The following is a 25,698-nucleotide window of genomic DNA, read 5'->3' on the forward strand; positions in this document are numbered from 1 at the left end:
CATGCGTCAGGCTTTGGTTCATATCTGTTCATCTCCAAATATCCTCAGCACGGGTTTTATTGCATCCGGTTCCACAAATGTCAGTTCCTTCATCTGTACCTGGGGCGTGTCTTCGACAAATGTCAGCGACGCCCCCACACCATCGCCGACGGCCCGTTTAAGCAGCCGGGTCTGTTCGCTCCGCCGATGATGTCCCGCTTGACCGTCCAGCGGCGTTCGAACGGGTTTAACGTTCTTGGCTGCCTCATCTGCCACCATAAACGCCGTTTCGGCTCGCGCCGCCATCGCCAGATCTGTCAGGCTCATTGCTGCCACGCGTGCAGCGGGCTTAGCCTGCTTTACAATCCGCACCGCACGGCTCTTATTGGACATTGCCTCACGAAGCTCCTCTTCACTGACAGCGCCATATTGAATCAGACGGGCCTGCTCCGCAATGGTAATCAGCCTGAAAGTATTGGCGTCATAGACCGATACCGTTCGCATATCATCCGGATTATAAGCCGCCCGCACGGGCTTACCAAAATACCGCATCAACTCGGCGTTGTATTGCCCGTACCACATTCCCATTAACTTGATACCATTTTTACCAACGATCAGTTCACCCGACCAGACCTGCATCAGCAGATTCAGGGTGTCGCGATCGATTTGCCGGATACCCGCCCGCGTCCGCAGAAACTCCAGCGGACAGGCTCCGTTCATTCCCTGACCGCTGTGTGAAGTGCGGTTATAAATGTCGATGTAGCGGTTGACCGCCGCCGCAAATGTCTCCAGCGTATAAGCCTGTTCGACTGCCTGAGGTGTTTTGAGATACTCGGCCAGATCTTCGGGCCTCCGCTGGGTATCTTTACCGCAATATGTCGGAATTGTCTTGGTAAACTGACAATCCAGCGTATCAAACCAACGCTCAATCTTTTTGGATTGCGGATGATAAGGAATCGAAAATGACACCGAAATTCCCATCATCGCATAGATGCCCATGATGGTTAGCCGGTCCTCATCGCTCAAAATACGGCTCTTGCGCTGTTGTTTGGTCTGACCTGTAAACAGCCGGCTATCATAGTCTTTTCCGTTGTCGATCTTGACTGACTCTGGCGCCCCATACCGTTCTATACCTCGCCGCATTGCCTGCAGAATTGTCGTCGAGTTAGGATTGGTCGATATATACCATCCAACAACAGCTCTGCTTCGATAATCCTCCCAGGCGGTTATCCATGGACGCACCCAGTCGCCGCGATGCCGAATCCAGCAGTCAAACTGGTGATGATCGCCCACCCAAACGCTGCCTGGGGCGACACTATCCTGGTCGATAATTATATGCGGAGCACACTTGGCCTCAAATGCTGCCATTCCTTCACGGTGCAGCACCAGCACCGGCTGGGGCACCTTGTCTGCCACGTATTTCTGAAGCGTGCGAAGGCTGGGAATTATCCAGTTTTTCTTCTCAACCTTGGCCAGATATAAAATGTTATTTAAACATGTTTTAACCGACAGCTGTTGAGGGGTCAGATACATACTCAAAAATTCATTCCATGCCTCTGGCGAGATAATCTTGCTGAATCCAGTGCCGCCTCGTTTGTCAATTAGCCCTGCCAAGCCACGTTTGCGCCAGGCGGCTATCCAGGCATACATCGTCTGACGTGGAACTTTGTTTTCGTAGCAAAACCGCTCCATCGCCTCGACCCGGCCCGTGCCATTGCGAACGGCAACGCTGCAATATGCCTCACAAGCCTCAATCAATCCGCGTCGGCGTATTGCCTCATCACGTTTATGCGCGGGGATATCAGTCAGATCGAGTTCCGATGATAGTTGCTCCGGACTTTTGACGCCCGATAAGCGGCTGTCTGCGGTAAGCGGAATATGCCAAACCTTGCCAACCCGACGAGCCCCCGGAAGCCGTCCTGCCTCACAGATCCGCCGGACATGACGAGCCGAACAGCCCAGGATTCTGGCCGCCTCATCAATGGTGATTCTTGCATTCATCTTCCCGCAATCCGGACAAGCTGCTTTAAGGTATCATTGACTTCGCCAATAAGGTTAACACACTTGATAAGCACCTCTTTGGCCTGGGCGGCAGTCTGATTGATCGCCTCGCCGCTCACTGACCGGTAATAGTCCCCGCCCGGCCCGGTCTGGATCAGCGGCACCGCCTCGGTCCCATCCGGCTGCTCGATGATCTTCCAATCGCCGTCGATGACATAGACCGGCTTCATGGCTGCATATTTCTGAATCCGCCACCGGCCATCATCCAACAGCCGCTGAATTACCACGTACGACTTGTCGCAGCCGGTGCACCATCCGCTGTATCCACGCCGCGTAACGCCATCGCCGGACAAATCTTCAGTATGCATCAGTGGCCGGATCAAAAGCTTAAAGCACTCCGGGCAAACCGCGTCTTGAACCGTATATTGTGTGTCTTTCATCATATGCCCCTTTCGTTTGCTATAATTAATCCATATAATTGTGTCGCAGTCCCAATCATTTTGGGAAAGGCCATTTTGTATCGTTGGATTGCCTCATGGTCGCTGATGTCGATTTTACCATCGGCCAGAATATCCAGCGCCGCCTGTTCGACGGCCAGTTCCTGCTGCCGCATCTCCAGGAGCGTCTTGATGCCCAGCTTCAGATCGCAGTAGGCCTTGGGCCTGATCACCAGCACTTCGTCCAGCCCGGTCAACAGCTGCAGCACCCGCACATCGTGCGTCCTGCCGTACAGCACCCGCCAGACAATCGACGGGACCGTCTGCAGCCCCAGCTTGTACCGGTTGATCGACGCCCGGGACAGCCCCGTCCAAAGCGTCAACTGCTTTTCGGTGATGTTGTGATCATCCATCACCGCCATCAGAATTTCATAATCACTGCTCATGTCTGTGTCTTGGGTAAAATCCATCGTTCGCATCCCTGCCCACATCATCCATTTTTGAATAAAATCGCCCGGGGGCTTTCCGACGAGTCGCACACAACCGGTGTAAGCGTTACTTCGTATCCCCGCCCGTATCATTGGCCTGGACAGGCGATTTCATTTTCAATTGTCAATTTACAATTTACAATTTTAAAAGAGCTTTAAAATCGGTCCTGCACGACCTGCAGATCCTGCAGGACCCTGCGCCTTAAAATAGAGTTTCAGAAGCCAATGTCCGAATCATCGGGGATCGCTGCTGCATCCTCGACGTCTTCGTTAGCAGATTCCAGCATCGCCGGATTGTTTTTAATCAGATCCACGATACTGTAAGTATTAAACGGCACCGGCTGCATGCACTCGGCAGCCGCCTTGGCCGTCAGTTCGTCAACCAGCGTAATCGCATATATCGCACCCTTGCCGTACATCTTGGTATAAGAAGCCGACGCCGACGTTTCGGGAACATCAACCCGGATAAACGTCTCGCCGCCAAGTTCCTGATTGGTCACTTTCCCGGCAATCCGCTGGTGTCCGAAAAGTTCCACAATCGCCCACTGTTCAAATTTTTCCTTCATCGTCAATCCCTAACCTGCAATCGTCACTCGTCAATCTTTCTTTTCCAGATGCGCCAGCATCCCGCAGGGCAGCGTCCGGTTTCCCAGATACTTGTCCGGGTCGTCTTTGTCGATGAATCCCGCCGGCAGCGAATGCCGGGCCCAGCACTTGGGGCATGACTGGGTCATCTGCCAGCGATACTCGCCAAGCTGCTTGACTAGCCGAACCTGTAAGATACGCAATCCCATCGTTATGCCTTTTTCTGCCGAAAGATAAAATGGCTCAGCATCGACGCCAGCATGTCGGTGATCCCAACCTGATGCAGCTTATCATGTTCAGACCGCCGGCGGTTAAGCTGACAATGATTATGATGTCCCTTCAGGCGGCCTGCGCCCTTGAATGTTCCCTGGGCCCGCTTCATATCCCTGGCCATACTTCGCATCGTGCTCATCGTTACCCCTTGTATTCCTATATTCTTGTCTTCTTGTACACTTGCTATTAATTCAATTCCTTCAGGCTGTTCCGCTCGATGGTCTTGCCGTGCTTATCCCAGGTCACCTGCACGCGTTTGAGCGGCTCGACCTCCGGCCCGGTCGTCACATCGAAATAATATAATAGAATTTTGCCGCCGCGATCTCCTCCAAATCCAATATCGTCTGGGTATCCAGCCAGCCGGTCGACATAGGTCAATTCCATCATCCCATCTGCCCACGCTGTGGATGCTGACCAGGCCGCCATCGTCGGATTCCATACCGTGCCGCTGTCAATATGTATGGCATAGCGATAGAGATGGCTATAAGCCCCCTTGGGAACACTGCAAATATAATCATAATTACCGTCGCCAGCCTCGGCAGCCATCGCCGCAGGACCAATAGCGTTATGGATATGCAATGTCGTAGGGAAGCCTGCCGTTAAAGCAGTAATAGTGAGAGCCACAAATAAGATGGCAAGAAATTTTTCCATAAAGTCTCCTAATTAGAAAAAATTATTTTGACTGTATTATTTGGGACTTCTATACCACAGGGAACCGTCCATGTCCGTGTATGCCGGCCCAAAAGCCTGTCCCCGGCTGACAATGGGACATCGGAACCAGAGGACATAATCGGCATATATATTTTCATGAATTCATTAGGCGTAGACGTTGATGTAATAGACCTTTCAACGAACATCAGCGAAGGCGAGCCGCTGATAATCGCACCACCGCTCGTTAAGAATACAGTCTCGCCAGTAAAGAGTGCTGTTCCACGGTTGCCATAAATCAGGCCTATACCACCTTGCTTTGTCAGAACAGTTTCTTGGTTTGTATACGCCCCTTTGTCCGCAACATAAATCTCTGTGGATTTCATCGCCGGCACCACGCGTATTTGCCTCACCTGGGATTTAGCGATAGACCACTGTCCACCATATCCTCCAATACTCCCAGCTAATTGTAACCCGTTCGATGCTGCCGCAGAATTGAACTGATGGTCGAGTATAACCGACATTCCCGAAGCTGTGAACAGATAGGTGCCACTATAAGTACCAAAAGTAAATCTCGTGGCCGAAGACAATGTATTGTCATCCACAACATCAGTCTGCATATCTCCCTGGAGAACACGGCTAAACGATTTCGCCTTAGCTCGAACCCACGTGTCTGCCGTGTTAACCGTTGTCCAGTTTACCCATATTCCAGCATCGGTTTCATAGTACAATGACTCGACTTCATTGATCAGCGTGTCATCTGGATCCGCTGCAGCATCTGACGTAGCCCAATGACCAAGGCCCCACCAAAAGGCAGTAGATCGCCCAGAAGAAAACTTTAACGATATTGGCCCTTCAGCAATTTGCCCCTGTCCTCCCGGTTTATATGGCGTAATTTCATAGAGTGTGCTGGGAATGAATACACCATCAAACGGGTTTGCTGAATTGGGGCTGCCTCCATCCATTACACAAATAAATCCAGCACAGTTAATCGCATCCGGTGTTCCGCCATTACCAATAAAATCTAATACCGCACCGCCACAATTCGTAGCAATCAAATCCCAAGTGAAGTAGTTTGGCCGCTGTGAAACAGGAATAAATTCACGTTTGCCAGTAAAGTCTGTTCCAGTAGAAGAATTCAAGTTCCACTGGGTCTTTATAAGGTCTGCCGATCCGCTAATAACCGTGATATTCATCGTACCAAAAGTCGAACCACTCAATGCGTTCATATAAAGTCGCGTAGTTCCTGTAGGAACAGTAAGTCTCATGTTCCGATTGGTAATTGTATAATTACTGATATATCGCCAGCCATTTGATGCCAGTCCCGATGACCAATTGCCATTGGGAAACGAAAGACCTGAAGAACTCACCAAAGGCACAATATATACGCCCGGCGCACATTGAGCAAAATATGCATGCGGATTATCATAGCAATCCACACCATCGGCAGTCTTGTTGTGCACAGACAATTCAAAGAACATCCAATCCGACGACTTATCACCTACTGGTGTCCATATATTAATTCCTCGCACCTGATTCGTCATGGCTTGGCAGAAATTCGATTGCTCAACGCAAATCAAATCACGATTTAAATACCCACAGCAAACCCCAACATATATCAGAAGTTCAATTCCCAGCATCAAGAATAAATGCACACTATTCCTTTTCATCTCTGTTCCTTTATACTTCTGGTGAATAAGTCACAATTAAGTCCAAGGCATCAAGTCGAACAGTTATTCACCAATACTTAATTTTCGGGCCCACCATCGCACATTCGTTTTCCAGTTCTGGTTACCATCTGGATCTATGTCAGCCGGGCAGTAATAGTCCGCCAGGATTGTCACCGCCTCATTCCCAAAATAAGCGGCGAAGGCCGAACCCGATCCGGCCTCCGCCGTCAAAGCAGAAGGAGCACAACTCAGAGAAACTGATGGGGCAGATAAATGCGAAGGAAGAGACGCTGCCGCCAACTGCAGCGTCTCTGCTCGGAGAAAAAGCGGCCGTGGGGCAACGGACGCAACCCAAAAAAGACACAGGCTTATAGCCACAAACCCAGCCCATCTCAGACGTCTGAGATATTGTGCCCGAATTTGCTCTCGGTTCCGGGTTTTAAGTGGTATATAATACATATGTTCTTTGACAAATTTTAAAAGTGGGTCGGCGGCATCCACTCCGCCGACCCCAATATCTCAGCCCGCTGGCTGAGCAGATACCAGATCGATATTATTTTCCATGGCGATCTTCAGACACCCGTCTTCCAGTGCAATCCGTGCCATCTCCTGCGGCTTGCGACGCAGATGTTTTGCCAGGGTCGTGACCCACCCGACAACCTGTCTGTCGCCGTCGCGGCTGGCGTTGAACCTCAAATTGCTTACTGGTTTTTTCCGTGTCATCATGATCTCCAATCTACAACTGTTTATCGGCATTTGCAAGACATTTGTGTACACTTGTGAGCATTTTATAACACAATAGGCCACTTAAGTTTTTGTAAATACATAGAAGACAAACACTTGCGTATTTCAAAAAATGTTGTAAAATTTTCATTATAATGAAAAAAGAAGAACCTAAAAAAGGACGAATTGAGTACCTGCTGTACCCTGCGGTGTGGTCTCGGGGCAAATATTACGGCAATATGTGGGATATTAAAACCGCCTTGTCGGCCGGTATAGCCGCACTGGATATGCTGACCGCCGAACAGCGTGAACAGGCCGTCGCAGTGGCTAAGGGTGAAACCATGTCTGTGCGTTATGAGCTGTTAAATGCTAAAGAACAGCAGCTTCTGGACGAATTCCGTAAAAGCGTTGCCGCTGACGCTGCCGATGCACAAGCAGTAATTGCTTCTGCCTCAGCTCCCGCAGCAGCGCTTCCCGGAAAGAAAGCGGGCAAGTCTCCAAAATCTGCATGATTTGCTGGTTGATCCGGTTGGCTTCATTGGAATATAACTTTGAATCCATTGCTGCAACCCATTAAGCTACTTCTATTTACGTTCTGCGGTTTCCCCGATGTGGTTCGTTTGTGTCGCATAACGCTTGACAGAAATTATACGGTCCGGTAGTGTATTTGCAAACGGATTTTTAACATTTTTTCAGGAGCTTTACGGATGTTTTTAGCAGGATTTATTCTGACCGCCGCCGTCGCAGCCGCCCAGGTTGACTGGTCCCAAATCACCCCCAATCTGCCCGCCGCCCAGGTCCGTCAAACCCTGGGCCAGCCCAAAGAAATCAAAACCGTCGCCGCCGGCGAAGTCTGGTATTACTTCGCCGATCACGACACCGGCTTTGTCCGCCTCAAAAACCACCGCACCCTGGGCCTGATCGTCCTGGATGCAACCCCGCCGACCGCCGAGCAGATCGCCGCCGCAGCCCCAAAACCCGCGCCGTTGCCGGCTCCGCCGCAGATGCCGGTTCGGCCCGTTCCCGTTACGCCGCCTCCGGCGGTCGTGCCGCCCGCTCCGGCGCCGCTGCCTGTCACGCCGCCGCTATCCGCCGAAGCCAGACCAGCCCCCAAAGCCAAGGCCGACCCCGGCAGCCGCTATTTTCTGGGCTGCGGCATCGCCTTCATCGCCCTGGCCGCCGTCTTCGCCGTCGCACAAACCATCAAACGACTGGGTTAGGAGATCATCATGGAAATTTTTTATCCGATTATCGCACTGATTGTTGTCATCGCCGCCGTCCTGGCCATCGTCGCCATTTTGCGATGGGTCCTGCGCCTGGATCACATCGTTGGCCTGCTGGAAAAAATCGAACGAAACACCCGCCCAAAAAATTAAAAAAAGAAAATTGAAATTTGAAAATTATTTATTGACTTTGCCTTTTAAAGTCGATAAATATAACGTTTGACAATTAAATTTCGAACCGCTCCACATCCAAAATTCGAGCGGTTCCCGGGATCGTCAATGACGGCCCGTTAGCTGAGCAGATACTCGGTTGACGGGCCTTTTTTCGTTTCAAGGCCCTTCCGACAATGGATTGACAGCCGGGTAATCCGGCGGAAAGGATGCCTTATGAAACGCTTTAAGATCGCCGTTGTCATCACCCTATGGACCCTGCTTGCGGCCCTGTTCTGCCTGCCTCTGGCCGGCTGCGACACCCTCCGTTACGCCCCCTCCGAGGCGCAAAAGCAGATCAGTTATGACACGTATATGACCGCCCAGACAGTCAACGCCCAGGGCACTGAGCCCAAGTCCCAGGCTGCCGAAAAGCTCGTCACCGGCACCGGCACCATGCTGGCCTATACCGGCCTGCCCAAAGACCCGGTCATCACCGACTATAAAACCACCGCCGAACAGGCCCAGAAAGACGCATCAGAACGCCCCACAATCGAGGATGTCTCTAAGGCCGCCGACGGATGGCTGGAGCTGGGGATCGGCATTGCAGGCTTGTTTAGCGGCGGCGCAGCCCTCAAGGCCGCCGGCTGGCTCCAGCAGTTGAGAGACAAAGCCAAAGCCCTGAAGGAAGTGGTCACCGCCAACGAAACGCTCAAGCAGTATCTGGAATCGGCCAGCTATCAGGATGCCCTGACCGTGTTCAAACAGGCCCAATCCAATGCTCAGTCCGGAACCACCAGCCAGATTGTCTATGAGCTGCGGGCCGATGCGACACCGGCGGTGATCACCTCGTCATCTCCATCCAAAACAACCGCCAATCAGGTGTAGCCCGTGAACCAGGTCCTGTTTAACTTTTCCTTCGACATGATCAAGGTGATTTTCGTGATCACCGCCCTGATCCAGCTTGCCAAGCGGTATCCGTGGATTAATCAATACTCCAACGTGTACCCGCTGGCAAGCTGCATCATGGGCATCCTCGGGGCCTGGTATTACCACCTTGCCGACCCGCTGTTTAGCGGAATCCTGATGGGCACCGTCGCCAGCGGCATGTACAAAGTCATCAAGGAAAGCATCGTCAAACAACTCGAATCTCAAAATACAAGGGGTCCCAATGAGTCTGGCAGTCATTAATTTCTCCGAAATCTGGCCGATCATCGCCACCGTCGTCGGCATCGCCTCGGGCATCTGCTCGGCGGCGATCTGGTTTTCCATGCAGACGCTCAAGGACGGCGTCAACTCGACGGCCAAAAAACAAGACGAGGACAAAAAGGCCATCGACAAAGAAGTCGCCACCATCAAAGACCGCATGGCCGCCTGCAAGCAGGACTGCGACCGCACCATGGTCAGCAAAGAAGACTGGGTGCGGGAAGTCGGCTATTCGCGTCGGCTGGCCGAACAGCAGATCAAAGAGATGGCCGAGATCAAGGCCCTCCAGCAGCAGCTCCCCGACACCCTTGCCCGCATCCTTGCGGCAATTACCAAGCGAGGTGACTAATGTCCGAACCCAAACCCAGCCTCACTGCCCAGTCTATCCTGATCCGCCAGTTGCGCCGCAATGTCATGATGGCATTGAACATGTTTTATCCGACCAAGGTCCTGGTCGGCACGCTCTATCGTGCCGTCGTCGGTATCGAGCCGACCTACGAAAAAGCCCTGTTTGTCAAGGATGTGTTTTATCTCAAAGACAAAGGCTATGTCGTTCTGTCCAGCAATCCCATGAAGCCCGCCGGCAAAGTCGAACAGGACTATATCGTCCTGACAGCCGCCGGCAAAGAAATCGCCGAGCAGACCATGATCGACCCGGCCATGGAAATCTAAATCGAAAATGACACGACGCACTCACAGCTCAATTGATACTCTGCCCGCCGACCTGCGTGAGACGATTACACAGATGGTCGTCGACGGCTTCTGGCCCGAGGATTTCCCCTGGGCCGACACGCCTGAAGCCGACACCGTCCGTCGCGGCAAGCCGCGCTATCAGGATATCGTCTACTACTGCGTCGAAAAGGGCCACCCCGTCAGCCTGTCAGCCTTTGGCCGCTGGGCCAAGAGTCTGCAGGTCTTCGAGCGAATGCGCACCGCCACCGGCTTAGCCAAGCAGGTCCTGGCCGATGTCACCGCCGAAAACGCCACCGCCACCCAGAAGGCCGCCGCCGAGATGATCGCCGCCCAGGCCCTGGATATGGCCGTCGCCGAGGACCTCTCGCCCAAGGAGCTGGCCCTGGTCAGCCGGGCCATCAAAGACACCGCCGGCGCCGCCATCACCGCCGACAAATACAGCCGTCAGCAGCTCGCCGAAAAAACCGCCGCCGCCGCCGACAAGGTCGAGGCCATCGTCAAAAAGAAAAACATCGATCCGGAAACGCTCAAGATGATCCGCGAACAGATCTACGGGATTACCCAATGACCCAGCCAGCCGTCCAGCTTTATCCCTACCAGCTTCGCTGGCTGTCCGACCGCAGCCGCTTCAAGATCGGCCTGCAGGCCCGTCAGACGGGCAAGTCCTTCGGCGTCTCGCTGGAAGCCGCCGACGATGCCGCTGCCACCGGTCAGACCTGGGTCATGCTTTCGCGCGGCGAGCGCCAGTCCAAAGAGCTCATCGAAAAGGCCCAGATGCACTGCCGGGCCTATCAGGTTGCCGCCAGCGCCATCGACGAGGATGTGTACAAAGTCGACGACAACGAATACAAGCTGCTGCAGATCGTTTTGAATAACGGCGCCCGCATCATGGGCCTTCCGGCCAACCCCGACACCGCACGCGGCTTTTCGGCCAACGTCATCCTCGACGAATTCGCCATCCACAAAGACAGCGACAAGATCTGGACGGCGCTGTACGGCACGATCACGCGCGGCTACAAGCTCCGCGTCGTCTCGACCCCGATGGGCAAGTCCAACAAGTTCTACTCCCTCTGGTCCGGGGCCAACGGCTACAGCAAGCACTTCACCGACATCTACAAGGCCGTCGACGAGGGCCTGCCGGTGGACATCACCGAGCTCCGCACCGGCCTGGATGATGACGAGGCCTGGGCCCAGGAATACGAATGCCAGTTCCTCGACGAAGCGACCGCCTTTTTAACCTACGACCTGATCGCCGCCTGCGAATCCGACCAGGCCTCGACCGTGCTGCCGACGGAGCTGGGCGGGGACTACTATGTCGGCGTCGACATCGGCCGCAAACGCGACCTGACCGTCGTCTGGGTCGTCCAGCAGCTTGGCGATGTGTATATCACCCGCTGCGTGACCTGCCTGGAAAAGACCCCGTTCCCCGAGCAGCGGGACTTCCTGCTGGCCCTGTTTAGCCACCTTCGGCCCGTCCGGGCCTGCGTGGACTATACCGGCATGGGCGGCCCGATCACCGAAGACCTGCAGAAAAAATACGGCAGCGCCTCCGTCGAGGCCGTCACCTTTTCCAACACCGTCAAAAGCGACCTGGCCACCCGCACCCGCAAGCTGTTTGAAGATCACCGCGTCCGCATCCCCGTGGACACCAAAATCCGCAACGATCTGCACAGCGTCAAAAAAGTCGTCACCGCCGCCGGCAACATCCGCTTTGACGCCGAGCGCACCAAGGACGGCCACGCCGACCGCTTCTGGGCCCTGTCGCTGGCGCTGATGGCCACCCACTTAGGCGGCATCAAACCAGAACTGATCACCCTTACCGGAGCCGACGCATTTGAAGCTATGGACTAATCTCAAATCGTTAATTGCCTCGGACCTGGCTACCAAAGACTATACCGTGCGGCTGTCGCAGATCGCCCGCCTGTGGGATGCGGGACTGGACCTGATCACCGGCAAAGGCAAAGGCCGCCCCGGCCAGCCCTACAGCCAGGTCGACTGGGTCTGGATCTGTGTCAACCTGATTCTCGATACCTGCAAATCCATCCCGATGCTCATCAGCACCGACGACGATGAGGTCATCGAGTCCGGCCCTGTGGCCGATTTTCTCTACAGCCGCACCTTCGCCAATATCTTCCGCGACACGCTGGGCTTTTACACCCTCTGTCGCGAGGCCTACTGGATCACCACCGCCTCCGACGGCATCGCCCCCAAAACCATCACCGTCGCCGGCCCCAACTCCGTCGAGCCGGTCGTCTCCCGGGCCACCGGCGAGCTGGTCGCCTACCGCGTCCGCCTGTCCGCCGGCAAGACCGTCACCCTCGATCCCGAAGACGTCTTTGCCCTCCGCAACTTTAATCCCTACGACGCCTTTCGCGGCATGGGCCCGCAGACTGCCGGCCAATTAGCCATCTCGACGGCCTATCAGGCCTCGCAGTTCAATGAGGCCAGCCTGGCCAACGGAGCCCGCATCGGCATGATCCTCAAGCCGCTGCCCGGCGTCAAGCTCGACGACGAAGACGTCCGCAAGCTCAAAAGCCAGTTCAAGGCCAGCCACGGCGGGGCGGCCAACGCCGGCGAGGCCTTTGTCGCCAACGGCATCGACGACATCAAGACATTCACCCAGACCATGGCCGACCTGCAGATGGTCGACCTGTCGCGCTACAACGCCAACACCATCTGCGCCCTGTTCGGCGTCCCGCAGGAAATCGTCGGCCTCAATGCCGAGGCCCAGTACGCCCACGGCCCGGCCACCCAGCGCTTCATCCTGTACTGCATCGCGCCGCTGCTGGCGGCCATGGCCGACGCCATCGACGACGGCATCGTCAGCAAATTCCGGTTTAAATCCCATTTAAACAAGACCGCCGCCTTTGCGGCCAGCCGCTTTGCCTGCGGCAATCTGGCGCTCAAATGCCGCCCGGCCTACCGCGCCAAAAAGTCACAGGCCCTGCGCAGCGGCATGAAGTTTTTCTGCTGGTTTGACACCGACAGCCACCCGGCCATCCAGGAGATGATGCGGGACATGCTGACCAAGCTGCTGCCCCTGGTCGAAAAGGGCGTCCCGCTCAATCAGATCATCGACGCCAACGACCTGCCCTATGACACCTCCAAGATGCCATGGGGCGAGCACTGGTGGGTCCCGATGGGCCAGGTCCCCGCCCAATGGACGCTCGACGCAGGCCCCGACGCCCTGACCGGCCCGGTCATCCACGAAGGCACCACCGACGAAGACGAAGACGAAAACGGAAAAGCAATCCCCTGTGATTGTGACCAACATGAAATCGAAAATCGAAAATCGAAAATGAAAAAAACCTCCGCTCCCGCATTTGGGCCAAATATGCCGCCAGCTTTGCCCCGATCGAGACCCAATATAAGTCGGCATTGCGAAGTTACTTCCGCCGTCAGAAATCCGATATCCTGGCCCGTCTGGAGCGAATCATCGCTATGAAAGGCTCCGACATCATTAAGGCCGACGATCTGATCGCTCGTATTATGTTTGACATCAGCGAGGAAAACAAAAAGCTGATTGTTTTACATAAAGTCTTTTTTGGCAAAGCCTCCGACCTGGGCATTGCCCAGAGCCTGTCGGAAGTTGCCGGAATCGGTGGGAAGCCCTTGGCCGACGCCGTCCGGCGTCTGCGTCTGTCACCGACGGTTCGCAATGCCATCGCGGTCAGCTCACATAAAATCACCTTAGTGAACAAAACAACTCAGAATCGTATCGCCCGTCAGCTTGTTGCTGGGCTGGAAGCTGGCGAAGGTCTCCCGCAGCTCAAACGTCGCATTGATCAAGTCATTGATACATCATCAGCGGCTACCGGACGTGCCGGCCTGATTGCCCGCACACAGACCGCCGGAGGCGTCTCTGCCGGAAGACAGGCTGGCCTGAGTGACGCTGGAGTCCAGCTTAAAGGATGGCTGTCCGCTCAGGACTCAGCCGTCCGCCCGACGCACAAAAATGCAGATTACAAATATGCCGACGGCATCCCCATTAATCATCCCTTCGATATCGGCGGTGTTAAACTGATGTACCCAGGAGATCCCAATTCAACTGACGTCGGCGAGATCGCCAACTGCCGCTGTGCCCTGGTGCCCGTCGCTGCCCATGGCAAGACCTGGACCCTGACCGATTATGACCAGGTCAAAGTACTAACTTATGCTGAAATTGAACCCCTGCTAAATGAGGTATCTCATGCGTGAAAAACACAAAATCGCCTATACATCCAACGAAACGACCGCCATCAACGAAGAAACACGCTCGATCCGCTTTGTCGTCTCCGCCGAAGAGGTCGACCGCGATTATGACATTGTCACTGCTCAGGCAATGGCCGAAGCCATCAAGTCCTTTGCCGATAATCCCGTTTGTCTGGCCTGCCACCAGCATCGCCTGGCCGATGGTATGCCGCCTGTGGTCGGAAGCTGGAATACGGAAACATTCAAGCAGTCCGGTAAACGCTCTGAGATGGACCTGACCTTTGCAACCACCGACCTCGGGGAGACTTACTGGAAGCTTTATAAAGACCGTCACATGCGGGCCGTCTCCATCGGCTTTCGCATTCTCGATGCCCAAGAGGAAGTTAGAAACCAGGTCCGCATCCATGTAATCACTAAGATTGAATTGTTTGAAATTTCCTGCGTTCCAGTCGGATCAAACCGTTCGGCCCTGAGTAAAATCAAAGACCTTGACATGGAAAACGATAGCCAGACATTCAAGGCAATTGAAAATCTAAAGTTGGAAATTGAACAATTAAGATCGGAACTGGTTGAACAGCTCGACCAGATTAAAGATATAATCATCCCTCGCGGGATTGAGCAGGAGCCTCCGGCAGCCCCTGAAAACCAGCCCGCCTGTGAGCCTAAGTCCGGAAACGTGTTGCATGAAATTGCAAAATTGTTTACCAATCAAATTTAAGGAAAAAAAACGATGCCAATGGAATTAACACAACAGGAAAAGGAGACCATCCAGACAATTCAGAAAGGGCTGGACGATCTCCGCAGAGGACTGGCTACCAAAGATGAGCTGGTCAATGAAATCAACCAGAGGGTCACGGATGATAAGGCCGCTCTGGAACAATCGCTGACAGCGGTCCGCAATGAACTGGCCGAGACTAAGGCAGTCGCCGAGACCCTCAAAAATCAAATCCGCTGTCTGCGTGACAAAGACCTGGGCGGTACTGGCGGTGCACCCTATCGCGGGCGACTCAAATCTGCAGCCGAAGCCCGTCTCATCGGGTTACAGATTATGGCTGCCTCTATGACTGCCGGATTGAATTACCCCGAAATCTCGCGCAAGCATGCCCGCATTATGAAGGCGATTGAAAAAACAGGCATTGAGTTGATTCCGGTGGAAGAAAAGACCGGTGCTCGAATCGATGTCGAAAAGGCCTCCACAACCACTGGTCAGGCAACCGGATCACTGCTGGTCACCACGGAAATGGCTCCAGGTCTGATTATGCTGCTGGAGCAATATGGTAAATTCCGTGCCAATGCTGCCAACGTCCCGATGGGTTCTGGATCAACGTTAACGCCCAAGCTGGACACGCTGATACCGATGTACGTCCCCGGCGAAGGCACTGCTCCCAGTATCTCTGATCCTACCGTCGGTGCCGTCAACCTGATCCCCAAGGCCCTGACAGGGCTGTTTGCCTATTCGATGGAGCTGGACGAAGACAGCGCCGTCGCCATGGGCGAATTGTATGGCGATCTGGCCGCCCGGTCTTGTGCGTATTATGAAGACCTATGCGGATTTCTTGGCGATGGAAGCTCGACTTACTTCGGCTATCGGGGCATCGCCGGCGCCATGCGTGCTGTGGATGCGACGATCAGCAACATCAAGTCTATCGTCGTGGGCTCCGGCAACGCCTATAGCGAGCTGACCTTTGGCGACTTTGAAAAGATGGCGGGTCTGTTGCCAGACTATGCCGACAATGAAGACGCGAAGGCATACATGCACAAATACTTCTACTACACGGTATTTGTCCGCGCAGCACTGGCCGCCGGTACCGGGCATGCCCAGGAAGTCATCCTCGGCTCAGCCCAGCGGCAAAAGCTCATGCTCGGCTACCCGGTCGAATTCACCCAGGTCATGCCAAAGGTCGAGGCCAACAGTCAACACTGCTGCACTCTTGGCAATCTACGGCTGGGTTGCCAGTTTGGCGTGCGAGGTGCAATGGAATTCGCGCAGTCTGAACACCGTTTCTTCGATCAGGGTCTCATTGCTGCCCGCGTACGGGAACGCATTGCAATCAATGCCCACGGCGTCGGCGACACGTCCAAGGAAGGCCCGATCATTGCCCTGTACACTGACGCCAGCTAATCGCTGCAAATTCACTTTTATGGAGTATAAAAAAATGGACATTAAAACCGTTTTAAAACACCTTAAATATGGCGTATTGGTTCCTCCTCAACTCAAAGACAACGGCAATCTAACCGGCAATACCTATTTCGACACCGCCGGCATGGCTGCCGTACTGGTCTTAGGTATCGTCGGAACAACGGACATTGCTATCGGATCAACAAACGTGGCAACTCCACCTTATCTGGAAGAGTGCGATACCACCAATGGTACCTATACCAAAATCCCTGGATCAGACCTGTCCGCCGTTATCAGCGCAACCGATGATAATAAGATCGTCGGCTGGTTTGTGGATCGCGCCGCAACCCGCAAGCGGTACTTGGAAATCAATTCACCGCTGGCCGGGGATGGTACCACCGGTGCAAACTTTGCGGCTATCGCCATCGGTATCCCCGAGGGAAATTTGCCGATTACCGCCGCCGCATGCGGTCTTAAGGAACTGATCAGCGTCTAAACCCTTAAATTAAAAATCCGCCCGTCTCCGGGCGGGCGGATTTTTAAAAGCCATGAATAAACCAAACATCCTCATCGTTATCTGTTATGACCGTGACATCGTACCCGCCGTCGAAGCAGCCGTCTATGCTATCGCCGCCAGACATCGTGCCATTCGGATTTATCTGTCCGCAAGGCCGATCGACTATAATAGAAACAATGCCGTGCGAATGTTTTTGGAAAATCCCCAATACACCCACCTGATGTTTATCGACTCCGACACCGAGCCGCCGCTGGATGCGATGGAAAAATTGATCGATTGCCGTGCTCCCATCGCCAGCGGAGTTTATCGTCTGGCCATGCCGTCGGGAATCAAGTGGGCCGTCCTGGATAACTGCGACGGCACTTATCACCTACGTGAGTCCCTGCCCAGCACCACGGATCGATTTATTGCCGACGCCGGCGGTGCAGGATGTCTGCTGGTTGAACGCATTGTGTTTGAGTCCATCGGCTGGCCATGGTTCAAATTCGTCGAACGTAAAGATGGCCGCCTGCTGGGCGAAGATGTTTATTTTTTCAAAAGAGCCAACAAAGCCGGATTCCGGGCCGTTTTCGACCCATCTGTCCGCTGTATCCATCATAAAACCTTACCCATATAATTGAAAGGAACCCAAACCATGTTAATTAAAGTCTTGTCCACTTATCGAGGTCAGCAAGGTCTATTGCTGGGAGGGCACATCTACGAACTTACAAAATCACAAATCAGCCTGATTCAGGATGAGCTGGCTGGTCAGCGAAAGAGTTTTGATTTCGAAGTGGTCAAAAACCCCGCTCAGATTAACCGCCCGCCGCGCAAAATCAAACAAACTGAAACACCCAGCAACAAGCAGACCTTGGGGTCGGAAACGAAATAACCATGCTCTGCACCCTTGCCGACATCAAAAGCAGACTAAGTCTGACGAATCCAGACGCAGATCGGGACGCAATGCTGACCACGATTATTAGATCAGTCACATCGATCTTCGAGTCCTTCTGCAGCCGCAAATTCATCGTTCCGGCCACCCCAGTAACTGAGTATTACACCGGAGCCGGTCCCTGGCTGCAGGTCCTGTATTATCCCATCGTCACCATCATCTCTGTCAAGGAGGCTCTGGATTACGACTACACCATGGCCCCAGCCCTGGTCGCCGACACCGACTACCGCCTGGTCAATGCCGGCCGCAAGGGATGCCTGTATCGCTGCTGGGGGGACTGGCCGGCCTGTCCTCCCGATTCCATCGAGGTTGTTTATCGCGGCGGTTATACCGCTGCAGATCAGACACCTGGTATCGGCGAGACTGCCATCCCCGCCGACCTCAAAGAAGCAGCTATCCTGCAAACCTGCCTGTTATATAAGCGGCGGGATGATCTTGGTCTTTCGGGCGGATCGTTCCCCGGCGGCAGCTATGCCAAATTTGCTGACATCGATCTATTGCCTGTCGTCAAGGACATCCTTAACAATGGTTACCGGAGGATTATGCTGTGAAGGTGATGCTGGAAATCCCGCAATCGACCCATCGCACTGTCGAGGCAATGATATCTATGGGCGATAATTTTGGCCTCGCGCTGGAGCATGGCCTGCATCGGGCTGTTCATCACGCTGCTGCTCAAACTGCACGCCGGCACCTGTCTGGCCAATCACTCCGCCGCCGCACGGGCAGTCTGGCTCGAGCACTGACCGGCTGGCGAATTGCCAAATACCAGGCCATGGTCGGTATCCAAGATCAGTCTGCCGTCAATGCTTATGCCTGGCTTTTGGGCGATGAAATCAAAACCATCGTCCCCACACAGGGTAAATATCTGGCTATCCCCATCGGACAGAACCTGACCAAAGCCGGCGTCGCCAGATATGATTCGCCGAGGTCTGTGCCGGGCGGTTTTTTCCTAAAAACAAAATCCGGAAAGCTACTCTTTGGTATCATGGACGGCGCCGGCAACCAGTCGCGCATCAGATCCAAGACCCGCAAGACCGCCCGCTTTGTTCCGCTGTTTGTGATGAAGGAATCCGTCACCATCAAAGGTACCGGCGTCCTGGCCAAAGGAGTATTGGAGTCGGTATCAGACATGACCCAAATAATCCAGGAAGAACTTGAAACGATCATAGGATCAATTAAAGAATGACCACGTACTATGTAACGCCAATAGGCACCGCGACAATGGCTGAAGCAGTCAATCCAGCAACACCGACGGATATTATGACGGCCTTGGGTGCGTTATCGGCCTCAGCTCCGACACCATTGGCTGCAGGAGATGTGGTCGAGGTTCAGGCCGGTACGTACACTCTGACTAGCAGTATTTCGGTTACTTCTGGCGGCGGCGAGATACCCGATGCGCCGACGCTTTCTGTTATCGATACCGGCAGCGGTACTGTGACCGCAACTGTCATAGGTACGGGTACAATTCGCCTGTATTATCGTCTGGCCGGGACCAATACCTGGACGGCGGGTAACTCCCGAAGTGGTTCGGGCATAATCAGTCAATACTTGATCGCCGGTTATCTTTATGAGTTTGCCGCCATTGCTATTGATGAGGGACAATTTTCTCCTTGGTCCTCCATTATTAAAGTCTTTGTTACTTCCGCAAATTTGTGTTTTTTAACCCAGATCGAAAACTGGGCCGTCGGAATTCTGGCATCCCTGTCGCTGTTCAAAACGGTCCGCGCTGTCCAGCCTTCGGATTATTCGTTGGCCTCTTTGGAGGGTCTTGCACCAATGGCCTTGGTCAAGGCCACTCTCGGTGCCCCTACGCGCGAAGGGGGCTATGAGTGCAATCGCCAGATCGCCCTGCAGATTGTATTTGGCAGCCACCACGCAACCCCTGGCCTGGCCCGTCGCGGGTCGGACACTGTTGTGGGCGTGTCTACGATGGCCGAGCTGATTTTTGATGCCTTTGACTGCGTCCACCCTGGTGCCGGGTTTGACTGCGATGAGTTTTATTTTGTAGGTGCCGTCGAAACCTTCGACACGATTAAGGAATATGCCCTGGAGTTCCAGTTCCAAGCCAACTGGCTCCGTAATCATTAAACTGCATTTAACGGAGTATTAAGATGTCCAATAACCGAACACTCTTACTTCTGGCCAGAACCATCAATGGCATTGCTACAGGCGGCCAGGTCAGTGCCACTATCGCTGCTGGTTATGAAAATTCCATCCGATCGGCCCCCGACGGTCTGCAGGTTCCAGTCATCGACCGGGATACTCAATTTGTTCGCGGCTCCATGGTCACCGAGGACTGGGTTCATGTTATCGATTTGCTGACCGGCACAGTCGGCACAGATGTCTTTTATGAACGCAAGTCCGGCGCTGCAGCTGCTACCAGCTATATCAAACACACCCTGAATAATCCGGTTGTTTACCGGGCGAGCCTCTCACAGTCTCAAGGGCAATACCTGCGGGCAGGCTGCAGCTATGAGTGCCGTTTTGATTCCGCAAATACCACATGGACCGATGTTTGGACCATTACCGATGCCCAGGCTGCCCCAACCTACGTCGCTGCTGCACGAGGCGGTTGGCGAGTCACTGAGGCGGTCTTCGACCCGGCAGGCACACCTATTACCATCGGTCACATCCTATCATTTAACCTCGACATCGCCATGCAGCTGGTTAAGGCCTGCAATGACGCCGATCTGGGTTATACCGCCGTCGATGCTTTGCCGGAGGCGGGCATGATTATCAACGGGACGCTGGTCACCCAGGATCACAGCATCAACGCGTCGGCTATGCTGGCCAGCCGCCTGATTGCCGCCGGGCGCAAGTCCCTTCGGTTAACCGTCAAAAGCTCCGAGGGTGCCACCAATAAGGTTATCACTGTCGCTGGTGTCATATTTGGCGCCCTGACTCAAAACCCAACCGGCGATGGTCGATATAACGCCGACACACTAAACTTTATAATCGGCAATTCTACGACCACGCCGCTGACTCTCAACGGCGACAATAAGTTGATCACGATTACTAATGAATAACCCTTTAATAACCGAATCATGCCAAATGACATCAACATCCCAGTTAATCTGCCTGGTGCCAAGGAGGCAGAAACCGACCTTCAGAAACTGACCGCAGCCATTAAAGAGCTGACGGAGCAGACCAAAAAGAGTGCACAGGCCAATGCGGCGATGGATGCTTCCTCGGAAAGCAGCAAAGCCAAAACCGACGGACTGATTGCATCCATTGCCAAGTGGACCATGAGCCTGCTGGGAATCCAGAAAATTATCAATGAAGTCACTCGTGCGATTCAGTTACAAAGCCAGGCCATGGAGGAAAATGCTCGTATTGCGGAAAGCCAGCAGAATAGCATCCTTCGTCTTCAGCTCATGGGTGACTATTATACACAGCGGCCCGAGCTGCGAGCCGAAGTTCAGGCCCTGGCGGAATTTGGCCGCCGTCCATTCGAAGAAGTCGCCGGCGCCTATTATAATCTGCGGAGCAACGCCGGCAATCTGACAAATGCCCAGCAGTCCGCCATCATGCGAGAAGCCCTTCAAATGGGCCGCACCGATCCGTCCTTCCCGCTGGACACACTGATCAACATGTTTACACTCTATGCCAAGCAGACCGGTTCAACCGACATGAATCGCGTCCAGAATGTCCTGGCCAAAACCATTGAGGCCGCCGGTGGCACTGGAGCCGATGTGGCCAATTATATGCCTCAGTTCCTGCCCATTGGCATGTCCGGAGGACTGTCCGGTGCCGAGGCTGCTGGCTTATGGTCCTATGTTACCACGCAAACAGCCAGCCCGGCTATCGCCACCACAGGTCTTCGTGCAACATTTTTGGGACTTCAGGGCAAAGGAACCCCTGAATCAGCCAAGCTTCTGGCAAAATATGGGGTCACTGAAGGCATGAGCTTTCAGCAGAAAATCCAGACTCTGGCTGACGCCTATCAGTCCGGCACGCTGGATTTAGCTGCAGCCGAGCGGATTGCCGGGCGAGAGGGGGCATCGATTATGCTGTCGATGCTGCGCAATCCGGCGGCGATGATGTCCACAATGTCCGCCGTCACCGCTGCGGATCGCAGCGACATCGACCTGACCGGACAATCTATTCAGGGATTGATGGACAAAGACGAAACTGCCCGGCGAGAGGAAAATATTCGCTTATTGAACATTCAACTGGCAAATCAAAGAGCCAATGATCCAGAAGCTTTAAGATTAATTGAATTAAAATTAAAAAGTGAATTGGCCGCACGACAGAGTGGGGCCAGCGAATATGGTATTTGGGCTCAGAAAAAGGCCCTTGATTTATTAACAAATATTCCATTTGGCTCAGTGGAACTAGCAGAGTCTATTCAAAGAATTGGAAACAAAGCTGGGTATCCAACGGAAGTCGTGCAGAATATCATCAATAATAACAATAACGTCAACTATTATCGCGCTCCAGCCGAACCAGGCCCGCGCATCAAGCCGGATGATATCTAATGGCCATTAATCTGACCGCCATTTTTGGAAACGAGATCAATGTCAGCTTCCAGCCTCGGGAGCCGAATAATCAATACACCGGCTTTGCTGGTGCCCACGGCGTCACCGGTATGATGATGGGCTCGCGAGGCTGGCCGCTGATCGTCACCGGCGTTCTGCGAGCTTACGGCACCAGCTATCGAGCTGCACGTAATGCTTTAGTTCAGCAAATTGAGACTATCGAGCAATATCAATTCTATCCAGAACAGACCTACAGCTACCAGGATGAGATCTATTATGATGTCGTTTTTGATAAATTTCAGCTGATTGACTCAGATGGAAAACTATTTAAATATACTTCTGAAGGTTTTTGTGTCTGTCGCTTTATTGCCTATTTCAGGAGTATGCTATGACCGACCTGGCTTATGATTCACAATCCATGCTCCGTATTGCTCAGCCGCTGGTGGTTGAGGCTCGCTATTGTGATGCCTTGGGTGGTGTTGGTGCTTGGCAGCCACAATGGAATGCCTCCGTTCATCGCATCGAGATCAATCTGGCCGATAAGCCAAGTTCTGCCTTGATTCAATTTCCCGGCATTCGATGGAATGATCCGCTACCCATTGGATTTGGATGGCAGGTCCGTATCCGTACCGATCAACCCGTACGTCCCAATGGCCAACCAGTCCAGGGCTATGGTGCTCGTTCGATCTTGTTTTGGGGATTTGCCACAGGGTATCGTCCTTCATTTACAGGCAGCACGGCCAACAGTCCCGCCGCAGAAGAAGTTGCCGTGGAATGTCGTGACTTTCGGTGGCTGGTTGCTGCGACCAGCCCCGTATTCGGTCAGTTTGCCAGATCTGTGGATCAAATTTCCGCCAATGCCGGCACATTCTTCTCAGGCCGGCCATTAATTTTCAATGCCGACGGCAAGCCTGACAAGGATCCCGTCGACTTGATATTCCAAGGCGATCTAACCACAGCCTATAAACCTCTGACGATGCCTATTTTTAAGGAAGGCCCCACCGCCGAATACTGGACTTGCCGCGACATGCTTAGCTATCTTTTAACCCCATATATTAACCGGGCCAGTGCTCTGTTTCCAATTCTCCGAGCGGATTGCATCGGTCTGGATCACTCCGATTGGGATCAGGTTATCAACAGCTTCAGCGGTGAAGGGATGGATTTAGTCTGCCTGATTGCCAAAATATGCCGTAATATCGGTTGGACATGGCGAGAGGACTATAGTGAAACAGCTGTGCAGTGGATTTTTTTTAAGCCAGGTACCGCCGCCAGTGCTGTTCGATCGGCTGCTCAGCCGACAATCCTGCATACACTGCATGCTCCCGACGTAAACGACCGCATCGATATTGCTGTTGCTTCGGGGGCCAAGATGCTGCGAGAGGCAAACTTTGCTCGTGACATCGCTGGCATTATCAATAACCCATGGGGCCTTGGAGACATTCAGCGATTCGAGTTTACTGTCGAGTTGGTACCTGCCTGGAAAGACTCCGACTTTATGCTGGACTCCGTCGACGGGTATGCCAATCTGTTTAAGACCGATGCCGATCTGGCTTACGAGCCCGATCCGAATCAGTATGACTATTTTAAATATTACCATACTCGCGGAAGTCATTTTTCGCGGGATCTGGGCCGAAAATGGGCATTGAATGAAACCGGTCGCTATTCGGGCGGAATCTATGATCGGGGCGAAGTATTTGATTTTTCAAAAGTAATTCCCTCTGAATATATCAAGTCCGCCACCGGCTCCCGGCTTTATGGCCCGTTTTCCAGACATTTCGACCGATGTCTGACTTTCGACAAAGATTCCGTCAATAGTCTCGGAATCGTGGTCGAATTTTCCTTCGATGGCGGATCGACATGGCAGGTCCTGCCGGTGACGCTGGAAAATCTCCCCGGCGAATGCGGCATTCGCATTACCAATCCAAACCTTGCCGAATTGACGGACAATAACAAAGGTGTTATCGCTGATGGTGACTTGACAGGCAAAGAACTGAATTATTACTCCAGCTTGGCCGATGACAAAATCAACAGCCGCAGCTTCAAAGCCGGAGGATGGAAGACCCGATGCCGTGTTACCGCAACCGTCGCGATGGATAATCGACTTCTTAAAGTCAGCAGGCCAAGCAGTGGATCTGGTTCGCCTTTTTACCAGGCATCCATCTTCTCGATGACAGACCGATATACCTTTTCCCATCGCACTCCGCAGTCGCGCTTTTACGGCACGGGGCTTCCAGCATGGAACACCGACGAAAGCGAGAAGTTGCATCATCACATCGACGCGATTCGTGTAGCCAATGAAGATGCCAGTATTAACGGCCGGTTTACGTTAGACCGGCTCTGGGCCGGCGACGGGTCTGGTACACCAACCTTTGCCCTAGGCGACGGCATCGCGGGATTGTCTGGCCGGACACTGTCTTTTGCTCAAACAAACTCAGGTAGAACCACTTATCCTGAAATTATTCAGATTGTTTATCTGCCGGTCCAGCAAACCCAGCAAATCATCACGCGTGATTTGAGACTAGCGGAGGTCGTCTGATGCCTGCTCGATTGAGTCTAACCTTTGTTGTCCCTTCAGGCATCCTCCCTGGCGACCGAGCCCGACTTTATGCCAATAGTGGATCTGGCCCGATTAAATGGGATACACCATATACAAACGAATGGATTAATCTGTATCCGGCAAACTCCGGCATTTACGGATTTGGATTGGCCCCCTGGGGTCGATTTGCCTGGGGCAGGGCATTGGCCCTCGGAGCCCAGGGTTTTGGCCTGCTGCCCTGGGGTCGTTTTGCATGGGGCCTGGGTGGCGTAGTCATCTCCCGCGACATCGAGGTTGCCGACTGCGGCGACTGGCTGGCCGCGTTTCAGTTATTTGATGCTCTCGGCAATATCAGCAGCCTGACTCCCGGCCAGGTTACTGCGGCCATTCATATTGCGCCAGCCGCTCCAGATGGGCTCAAAAAAGAGTCTTATAATCCTGTCTCAGGCGAACTGATCTTATCCGTTCGCAGCCGCAGCGATATGCGGCGATGGATATTACCCAGCCGTCTGGACCAGGTTTGGAACTCTTCGATTCCAGGGCGTTTAGGCGCCGTCATTCAATCATCCTTAATCGGTTCCGGTGCCTCACTGCCATTAAGGAGCAGCCTATGACAATCCGACTAAAATACCACTGCCCGGACCATCCTGATCGTGCTCCATTCTGCGCCATTGGCGATTATACTCCATGCCGGGAATGCTATCAGAAATTCAGAGCAAAAACAGTAGCTGTCTCAAAGGACCACAAAGCGGACATTGGGGCAAAGTCTATTTCCTATATAAATCCTAATGATTTATATAAACATAATGATAATGCTCTTTGCATAAAAATTGACGAATAAGTCCCGGCC

34 protein-coding genes are annotated in these 25,698 nt (G+C 53.5%); 25 read left to right on the forward strand and 9 right to left on the reverse strand.

From position 1 onward, the window contains the following. Window positions 1-18: 18 nt before the first annotated feature. The 9 genes from ACQ9LF_RS06160 to ACQ9LF_RS06200 all read right to left on the reverse strand — a co-directional run bounded on the left by ACQ9LF_RS06160 (window position 19) and on the right by ACQ9LF_RS06200 (window position 6,807). Window positions 19-1,980 carry a transposase domain-containing protein gene (locus tag ACQ9LF_RS06160; protein WP_462488503.1) on the reverse strand — a complete coding sequence of 654 codons (1,962 nt, stop codon included), beginning with the start codon at window positions 1,978-1,980 and terminating at the stop codon, window positions 19-21. Then, a complete protein-coding gene (locus ACQ9LF_RS06165) occupies window positions 1,977-2,423 on the reverse strand; it encodes a hypothetical protein (protein WP_462488504.1) in 447 nt (148 codons plus the stop codon). Before ACQ9LF_RS06165 ends, ACQ9LF_RS06160 begins: the two co-directional genes overlap by 4 nt. Beyond that, the gene (locus ACQ9LF_RS06170; RefSeq protein ID WP_462488505.1) at window positions 2,420-2,887 is read right to left on the reverse strand and encodes a hypothetical protein; all 468 of its coding nucleotides are present in this window, start codon (window positions 2,885-2,887) and stop codon (window positions 2,420-2,422) included. The genes ACQ9LF_RS06165 and ACQ9LF_RS06170 overlap by 4 nt, the downstream gene beginning before the upstream one ends. A gap of 233 nt (window positions 2,888-3,120) precedes the next feature. Next, the gene (locus tag ACQ9LF_RS06175; protein WP_462488506.1) at window positions 3,121-3,471 is read right to left on the reverse strand and encodes a hypothetical protein; all 351 of its coding nucleotides are present in this window, start codon (window positions 3,469-3,471) and stop codon (window positions 3,121-3,123) included. Between the two features lie 30 nt (window positions 3,472-3,501). Next, window positions 3,502-3,699 carry a hypothetical protein gene (locus ACQ9LF_RS06180; RefSeq protein WP_462488507.1) on the reverse strand — a complete coding sequence of 66 codons (198 nt, stop codon included), beginning with the start codon at window positions 3,697-3,699 and terminating at the stop codon, window positions 3,502-3,504. A gap of 2 nt (window positions 3,700-3,701) precedes the next feature. Continuing rightward, on the reverse strand, window positions 3,702-3,902 hold the full coding sequence (locus ACQ9LF_RS06185; RefSeq protein ID WP_462488508.1) for a hypothetical protein: 201 nt from the start codon (window positions 3,900-3,902) through the stop codon (window positions 3,702-3,704). A 47-nt stretch (window positions 3,903-3,949) separates the two neighbouring features. Beyond that, on the reverse strand, window positions 3,950-4,414 hold the full coding sequence (locus tag ACQ9LF_RS06190) for a hypothetical protein (RefSeq protein WP_462488509.1): 465 nt from the start codon (window positions 4,412-4,414) through the stop codon (window positions 3,950-3,952). A gap of 8 nt (window positions 4,415-4,422) precedes the next feature. Further along, the gene (locus ACQ9LF_RS06195) at window positions 4,423-6,081 is read right to left on the reverse strand and encodes a hypothetical protein (protein ID WP_462488510.1); all 1,659 of its coding nucleotides are present in this window, start codon (window positions 6,079-6,081) and stop codon (window positions 4,423-4,425) included. 519 nt (window positions 6,082-6,600) lie between these two features. Beyond that, complete coding sequence (locus ACQ9LF_RS06200; protein ID WP_462488511.1) at window positions 6,601-6,807, reverse strand: hypothetical protein; 207 nt, start codon at window positions 6,805-6,807, stop codon at window positions 6,601-6,603. Window positions 6,808-6,959: 152 nt separating this feature from the next. Between ACQ9LF_RS06200 and ACQ9LF_RS06205 the strand changes: the two genes are divergently transcribed. From ACQ9LF_RS06205 to ACQ9LF_RS06325, 25 genes are all read left to right on the forward strand, one after another. Beyond that, a complete protein-coding gene (locus tag ACQ9LF_RS06205) occupies window positions 6,960-7,316 on the forward strand; it encodes a hypothetical protein (RefSeq protein ID WP_462488512.1) in 357 nt (118 codons plus the stop codon). 195 nt (window positions 7,317-7,511) lie between these two features. Further along, window positions 7,512-8,024 carry a hypothetical protein gene (locus ACQ9LF_RS06210; RefSeq protein WP_462488513.1) on the forward strand — a complete coding sequence of 171 codons (513 nt, stop codon included), beginning with the start codon at window positions 7,512-7,514 and terminating at the stop codon, window positions 8,022-8,024. 9 nt (window positions 8,025-8,033) lie between these two features. Then, window positions 8,034-8,180, forward strand: a complete 147-nt coding sequence (locus ACQ9LF_RS06215) for a hypothetical protein (protein ID WP_462488514.1) — start codon at window positions 8,034-8,036, stop codon at window positions 8,178-8,180. Window positions 8,181-8,414: 234 nt separating this feature from the next. Then, window positions 8,415-9,065: a hypothetical protein gene (locus ACQ9LF_RS06220; RefSeq protein ID WP_462488515.1), complete on the forward strand. Its 651-nt coding sequence runs from the start codon at window positions 8,415-8,417 to the stop codon at window positions 9,063-9,065. A gap of 3 nt (window positions 9,066-9,068) precedes the next feature. Next, the gene (locus tag ACQ9LF_RS06225) at window positions 9,069-9,368 is read left to right on the forward strand and encodes a hypothetical protein (RefSeq protein ID WP_462488516.1); all 300 of its coding nucleotides are present in this window, start codon (window positions 9,069-9,071) and stop codon (window positions 9,366-9,368) included. Continuing rightward, complete coding sequence (locus ACQ9LF_RS06230) at window positions 9,349-9,732, forward strand: hypothetical protein (protein WP_462488517.1); 384 nt, start codon at window positions 9,349-9,351, stop codon at window positions 9,730-9,732. Before ACQ9LF_RS06225 ends, ACQ9LF_RS06230 begins: the two co-directional genes overlap by 20 nt. Next, window positions 9,732-10,055: a hypothetical protein gene (locus tag ACQ9LF_RS06235; protein ID WP_462488518.1), complete on the forward strand. Its 324-nt coding sequence runs from the start codon at window positions 9,732-9,734 to the stop codon at window positions 10,053-10,055. Before ACQ9LF_RS06230 ends, ACQ9LF_RS06235 begins: the two co-directional genes overlap by 1 nt. A gap of 7 nt (window positions 10,056-10,062) precedes the next feature. Continuing rightward, window positions 10,063-10,644 carry a phage protein Gp27 family protein gene (locus ACQ9LF_RS06240; RefSeq protein ID WP_462488519.1) on the forward strand — a complete coding sequence of 194 codons (582 nt, stop codon included), beginning with the start codon at window positions 10,063-10,065 and terminating at the stop codon, window positions 10,642-10,644. Next, window positions 10,641-11,927 carry a terminase large subunit domain-containing protein gene (locus ACQ9LF_RS06245; protein ID WP_462488520.1) on the forward strand — a complete coding sequence of 429 codons (1,287 nt, stop codon included), beginning with the start codon at window positions 10,641-10,643 and terminating at the stop codon, window positions 11,925-11,927. The genes ACQ9LF_RS06240 and ACQ9LF_RS06245 overlap by 4 nt, the downstream gene beginning before the upstream one ends. Beyond that, window positions 11,911-13,521 (forward strand): phage portal protein, encoded by a 1,611-nt coding sequence (locus ACQ9LF_RS06250; RefSeq protein ID WP_462488521.1) that lies wholly within the window; start codon window positions 11,911-11,913, stop codon window positions 13,519-13,521. The genes ACQ9LF_RS06245 and ACQ9LF_RS06250 overlap by 17 nt, the downstream gene beginning before the upstream one ends. Next, window positions 13,518-14,273 (forward strand): phage minor head protein, encoded by a 756-nt coding sequence (locus tag ACQ9LF_RS06255; RefSeq protein WP_462488522.1) that lies wholly within the window; start codon window positions 13,518-13,520, stop codon window positions 14,271-14,273. Before ACQ9LF_RS06250 ends, ACQ9LF_RS06255 begins: the two co-directional genes overlap by 4 nt. Next, the gene (locus ACQ9LF_RS06260; protein ID WP_462488523.1) at window positions 14,266-14,985 is read left to right on the forward strand and encodes an HK97 family phage prohead protease; all 720 of its coding nucleotides are present in this window, start codon (window positions 14,266-14,268) and stop codon (window positions 14,983-14,985) included. The genes ACQ9LF_RS06255 and ACQ9LF_RS06260 overlap by 8 nt, the downstream gene beginning before the upstream one ends. Window positions 14,986-14,997: 12 nt before the next feature. Then, complete coding sequence (locus tag ACQ9LF_RS06265; RefSeq protein ID WP_462488524.1) at window positions 14,998-16,389, forward strand: phage major capsid protein; 1,392 nt, start codon at window positions 14,998-15,000, stop codon at window positions 16,387-16,389. A gap of 34 nt (window positions 16,390-16,423) precedes the next feature. Next, the gene (locus ACQ9LF_RS06270; RefSeq protein ID WP_462488525.1) at window positions 16,424-16,882 is read left to right on the forward strand and encodes a hypothetical protein; all 459 of its coding nucleotides are present in this window, start codon (window positions 16,424-16,426) and stop codon (window positions 16,880-16,882) included. Window positions 16,883-16,934: 52 nt separating this feature from the next. Beyond that, a complete protein-coding gene (locus tag ACQ9LF_RS06275) occupies window positions 16,935-17,519 on the forward strand; it encodes a glycosyltransferase family 2 protein (protein ID WP_462488526.1) in 585 nt (194 codons plus the stop codon). 18 nt (window positions 17,520-17,537) lie between these two features. After that, the gene (locus ACQ9LF_RS06280; protein WP_462488527.1) at window positions 17,538-17,774 is read left to right on the forward strand and encodes a hypothetical protein; all 237 of its coding nucleotides are present in this window, start codon (window positions 17,538-17,540) and stop codon (window positions 17,772-17,774) included. 2 nt (window positions 17,775-17,776) lie between these two features. Next, window positions 17,777-18,385: a hypothetical protein gene (locus tag ACQ9LF_RS06285; RefSeq protein ID WP_462488528.1), complete on the forward strand. Its 609-nt coding sequence runs from the start codon at window positions 17,777-17,779 to the stop codon at window positions 18,383-18,385. After that, window positions 18,382-19,020: a hypothetical protein gene (locus tag ACQ9LF_RS06290; protein ID WP_462488529.1), complete on the forward strand. Its 639-nt coding sequence runs from the start codon at window positions 18,382-18,384 to the stop codon at window positions 19,018-19,020. The genes ACQ9LF_RS06285 and ACQ9LF_RS06290 overlap by 4 nt, the downstream gene beginning before the upstream one ends. Further along, the gene (locus ACQ9LF_RS06295; protein WP_462488530.1) at window positions 19,017-19,922 is read left to right on the forward strand and encodes a hypothetical protein; all 906 of its coding nucleotides are present in this window, start codon (window positions 19,017-19,019) and stop codon (window positions 19,920-19,922) included. The genes ACQ9LF_RS06290 and ACQ9LF_RS06295 overlap by 4 nt, the downstream gene beginning before the upstream one ends. Window positions 19,923-19,945: 23 nt before the next feature. Further along, on the forward strand, window positions 19,946-20,860 hold the full coding sequence (locus ACQ9LF_RS06300; protein WP_462488531.1) for a hypothetical protein: 915 nt from the start codon (window positions 19,946-19,948) through the stop codon (window positions 20,858-20,860). An 18-nt stretch (window positions 20,861-20,878) separates the two neighbouring features. After that, window positions 20,879-22,312: a phage tail tape measure protein gene (locus ACQ9LF_RS06305; protein ID WP_462488532.1), complete on the forward strand. Its 1,434-nt coding sequence runs from the start codon at window positions 20,879-20,881 to the stop codon at window positions 22,310-22,312. Further along, entirely contained in the window at window positions 22,312-22,704 is a 393-nt protein-coding gene (locus ACQ9LF_RS06310; protein WP_462488533.1) for a hypothetical protein, read from the forward strand. Before ACQ9LF_RS06305 ends, ACQ9LF_RS06310 begins: the two co-directional genes overlap by 1 nt. Further along, window positions 22,701-24,848 (forward strand): hypothetical protein, encoded by a 2,148-nt coding sequence (locus ACQ9LF_RS06315; protein ID WP_462488534.1) that lies wholly within the window; start codon window positions 22,701-22,703, stop codon window positions 24,846-24,848. The genes ACQ9LF_RS06310 and ACQ9LF_RS06315 overlap by 4 nt, the downstream gene beginning before the upstream one ends. Continuing rightward, window positions 24,848-25,462 (forward strand): hypothetical protein, encoded by a 615-nt coding sequence (locus tag ACQ9LF_RS06320; protein WP_462488535.1) that lies wholly within the window; start codon window positions 24,848-24,850, stop codon window positions 25,460-25,462. Before ACQ9LF_RS06315 ends, ACQ9LF_RS06320 begins: the two co-directional genes overlap by 1 nt. Further along, window positions 25,459-25,689 carry a hypothetical protein gene (locus tag ACQ9LF_RS06325; RefSeq protein ID WP_462488536.1) on the forward strand — a complete coding sequence of 77 codons (231 nt, stop codon included), beginning with the start codon at window positions 25,459-25,461 and terminating at the stop codon, window positions 25,687-25,689. Before ACQ9LF_RS06320 ends, ACQ9LF_RS06325 begins: the two co-directional genes overlap by 4 nt. The last annotated feature ends 9 nt before the right edge of the window (window positions 25,690-25,698 follow it).

It is taken from the genome of Anaeroglomus insulsum, from assembly GCF_050689095.1.
GTDB lineage: Bacteria > Planctomycetota > Phycisphaerae > Sedimentisphaerales > Anaerohalosphaeraceae > Anaeroglomus > Anaeroglomus insulsum.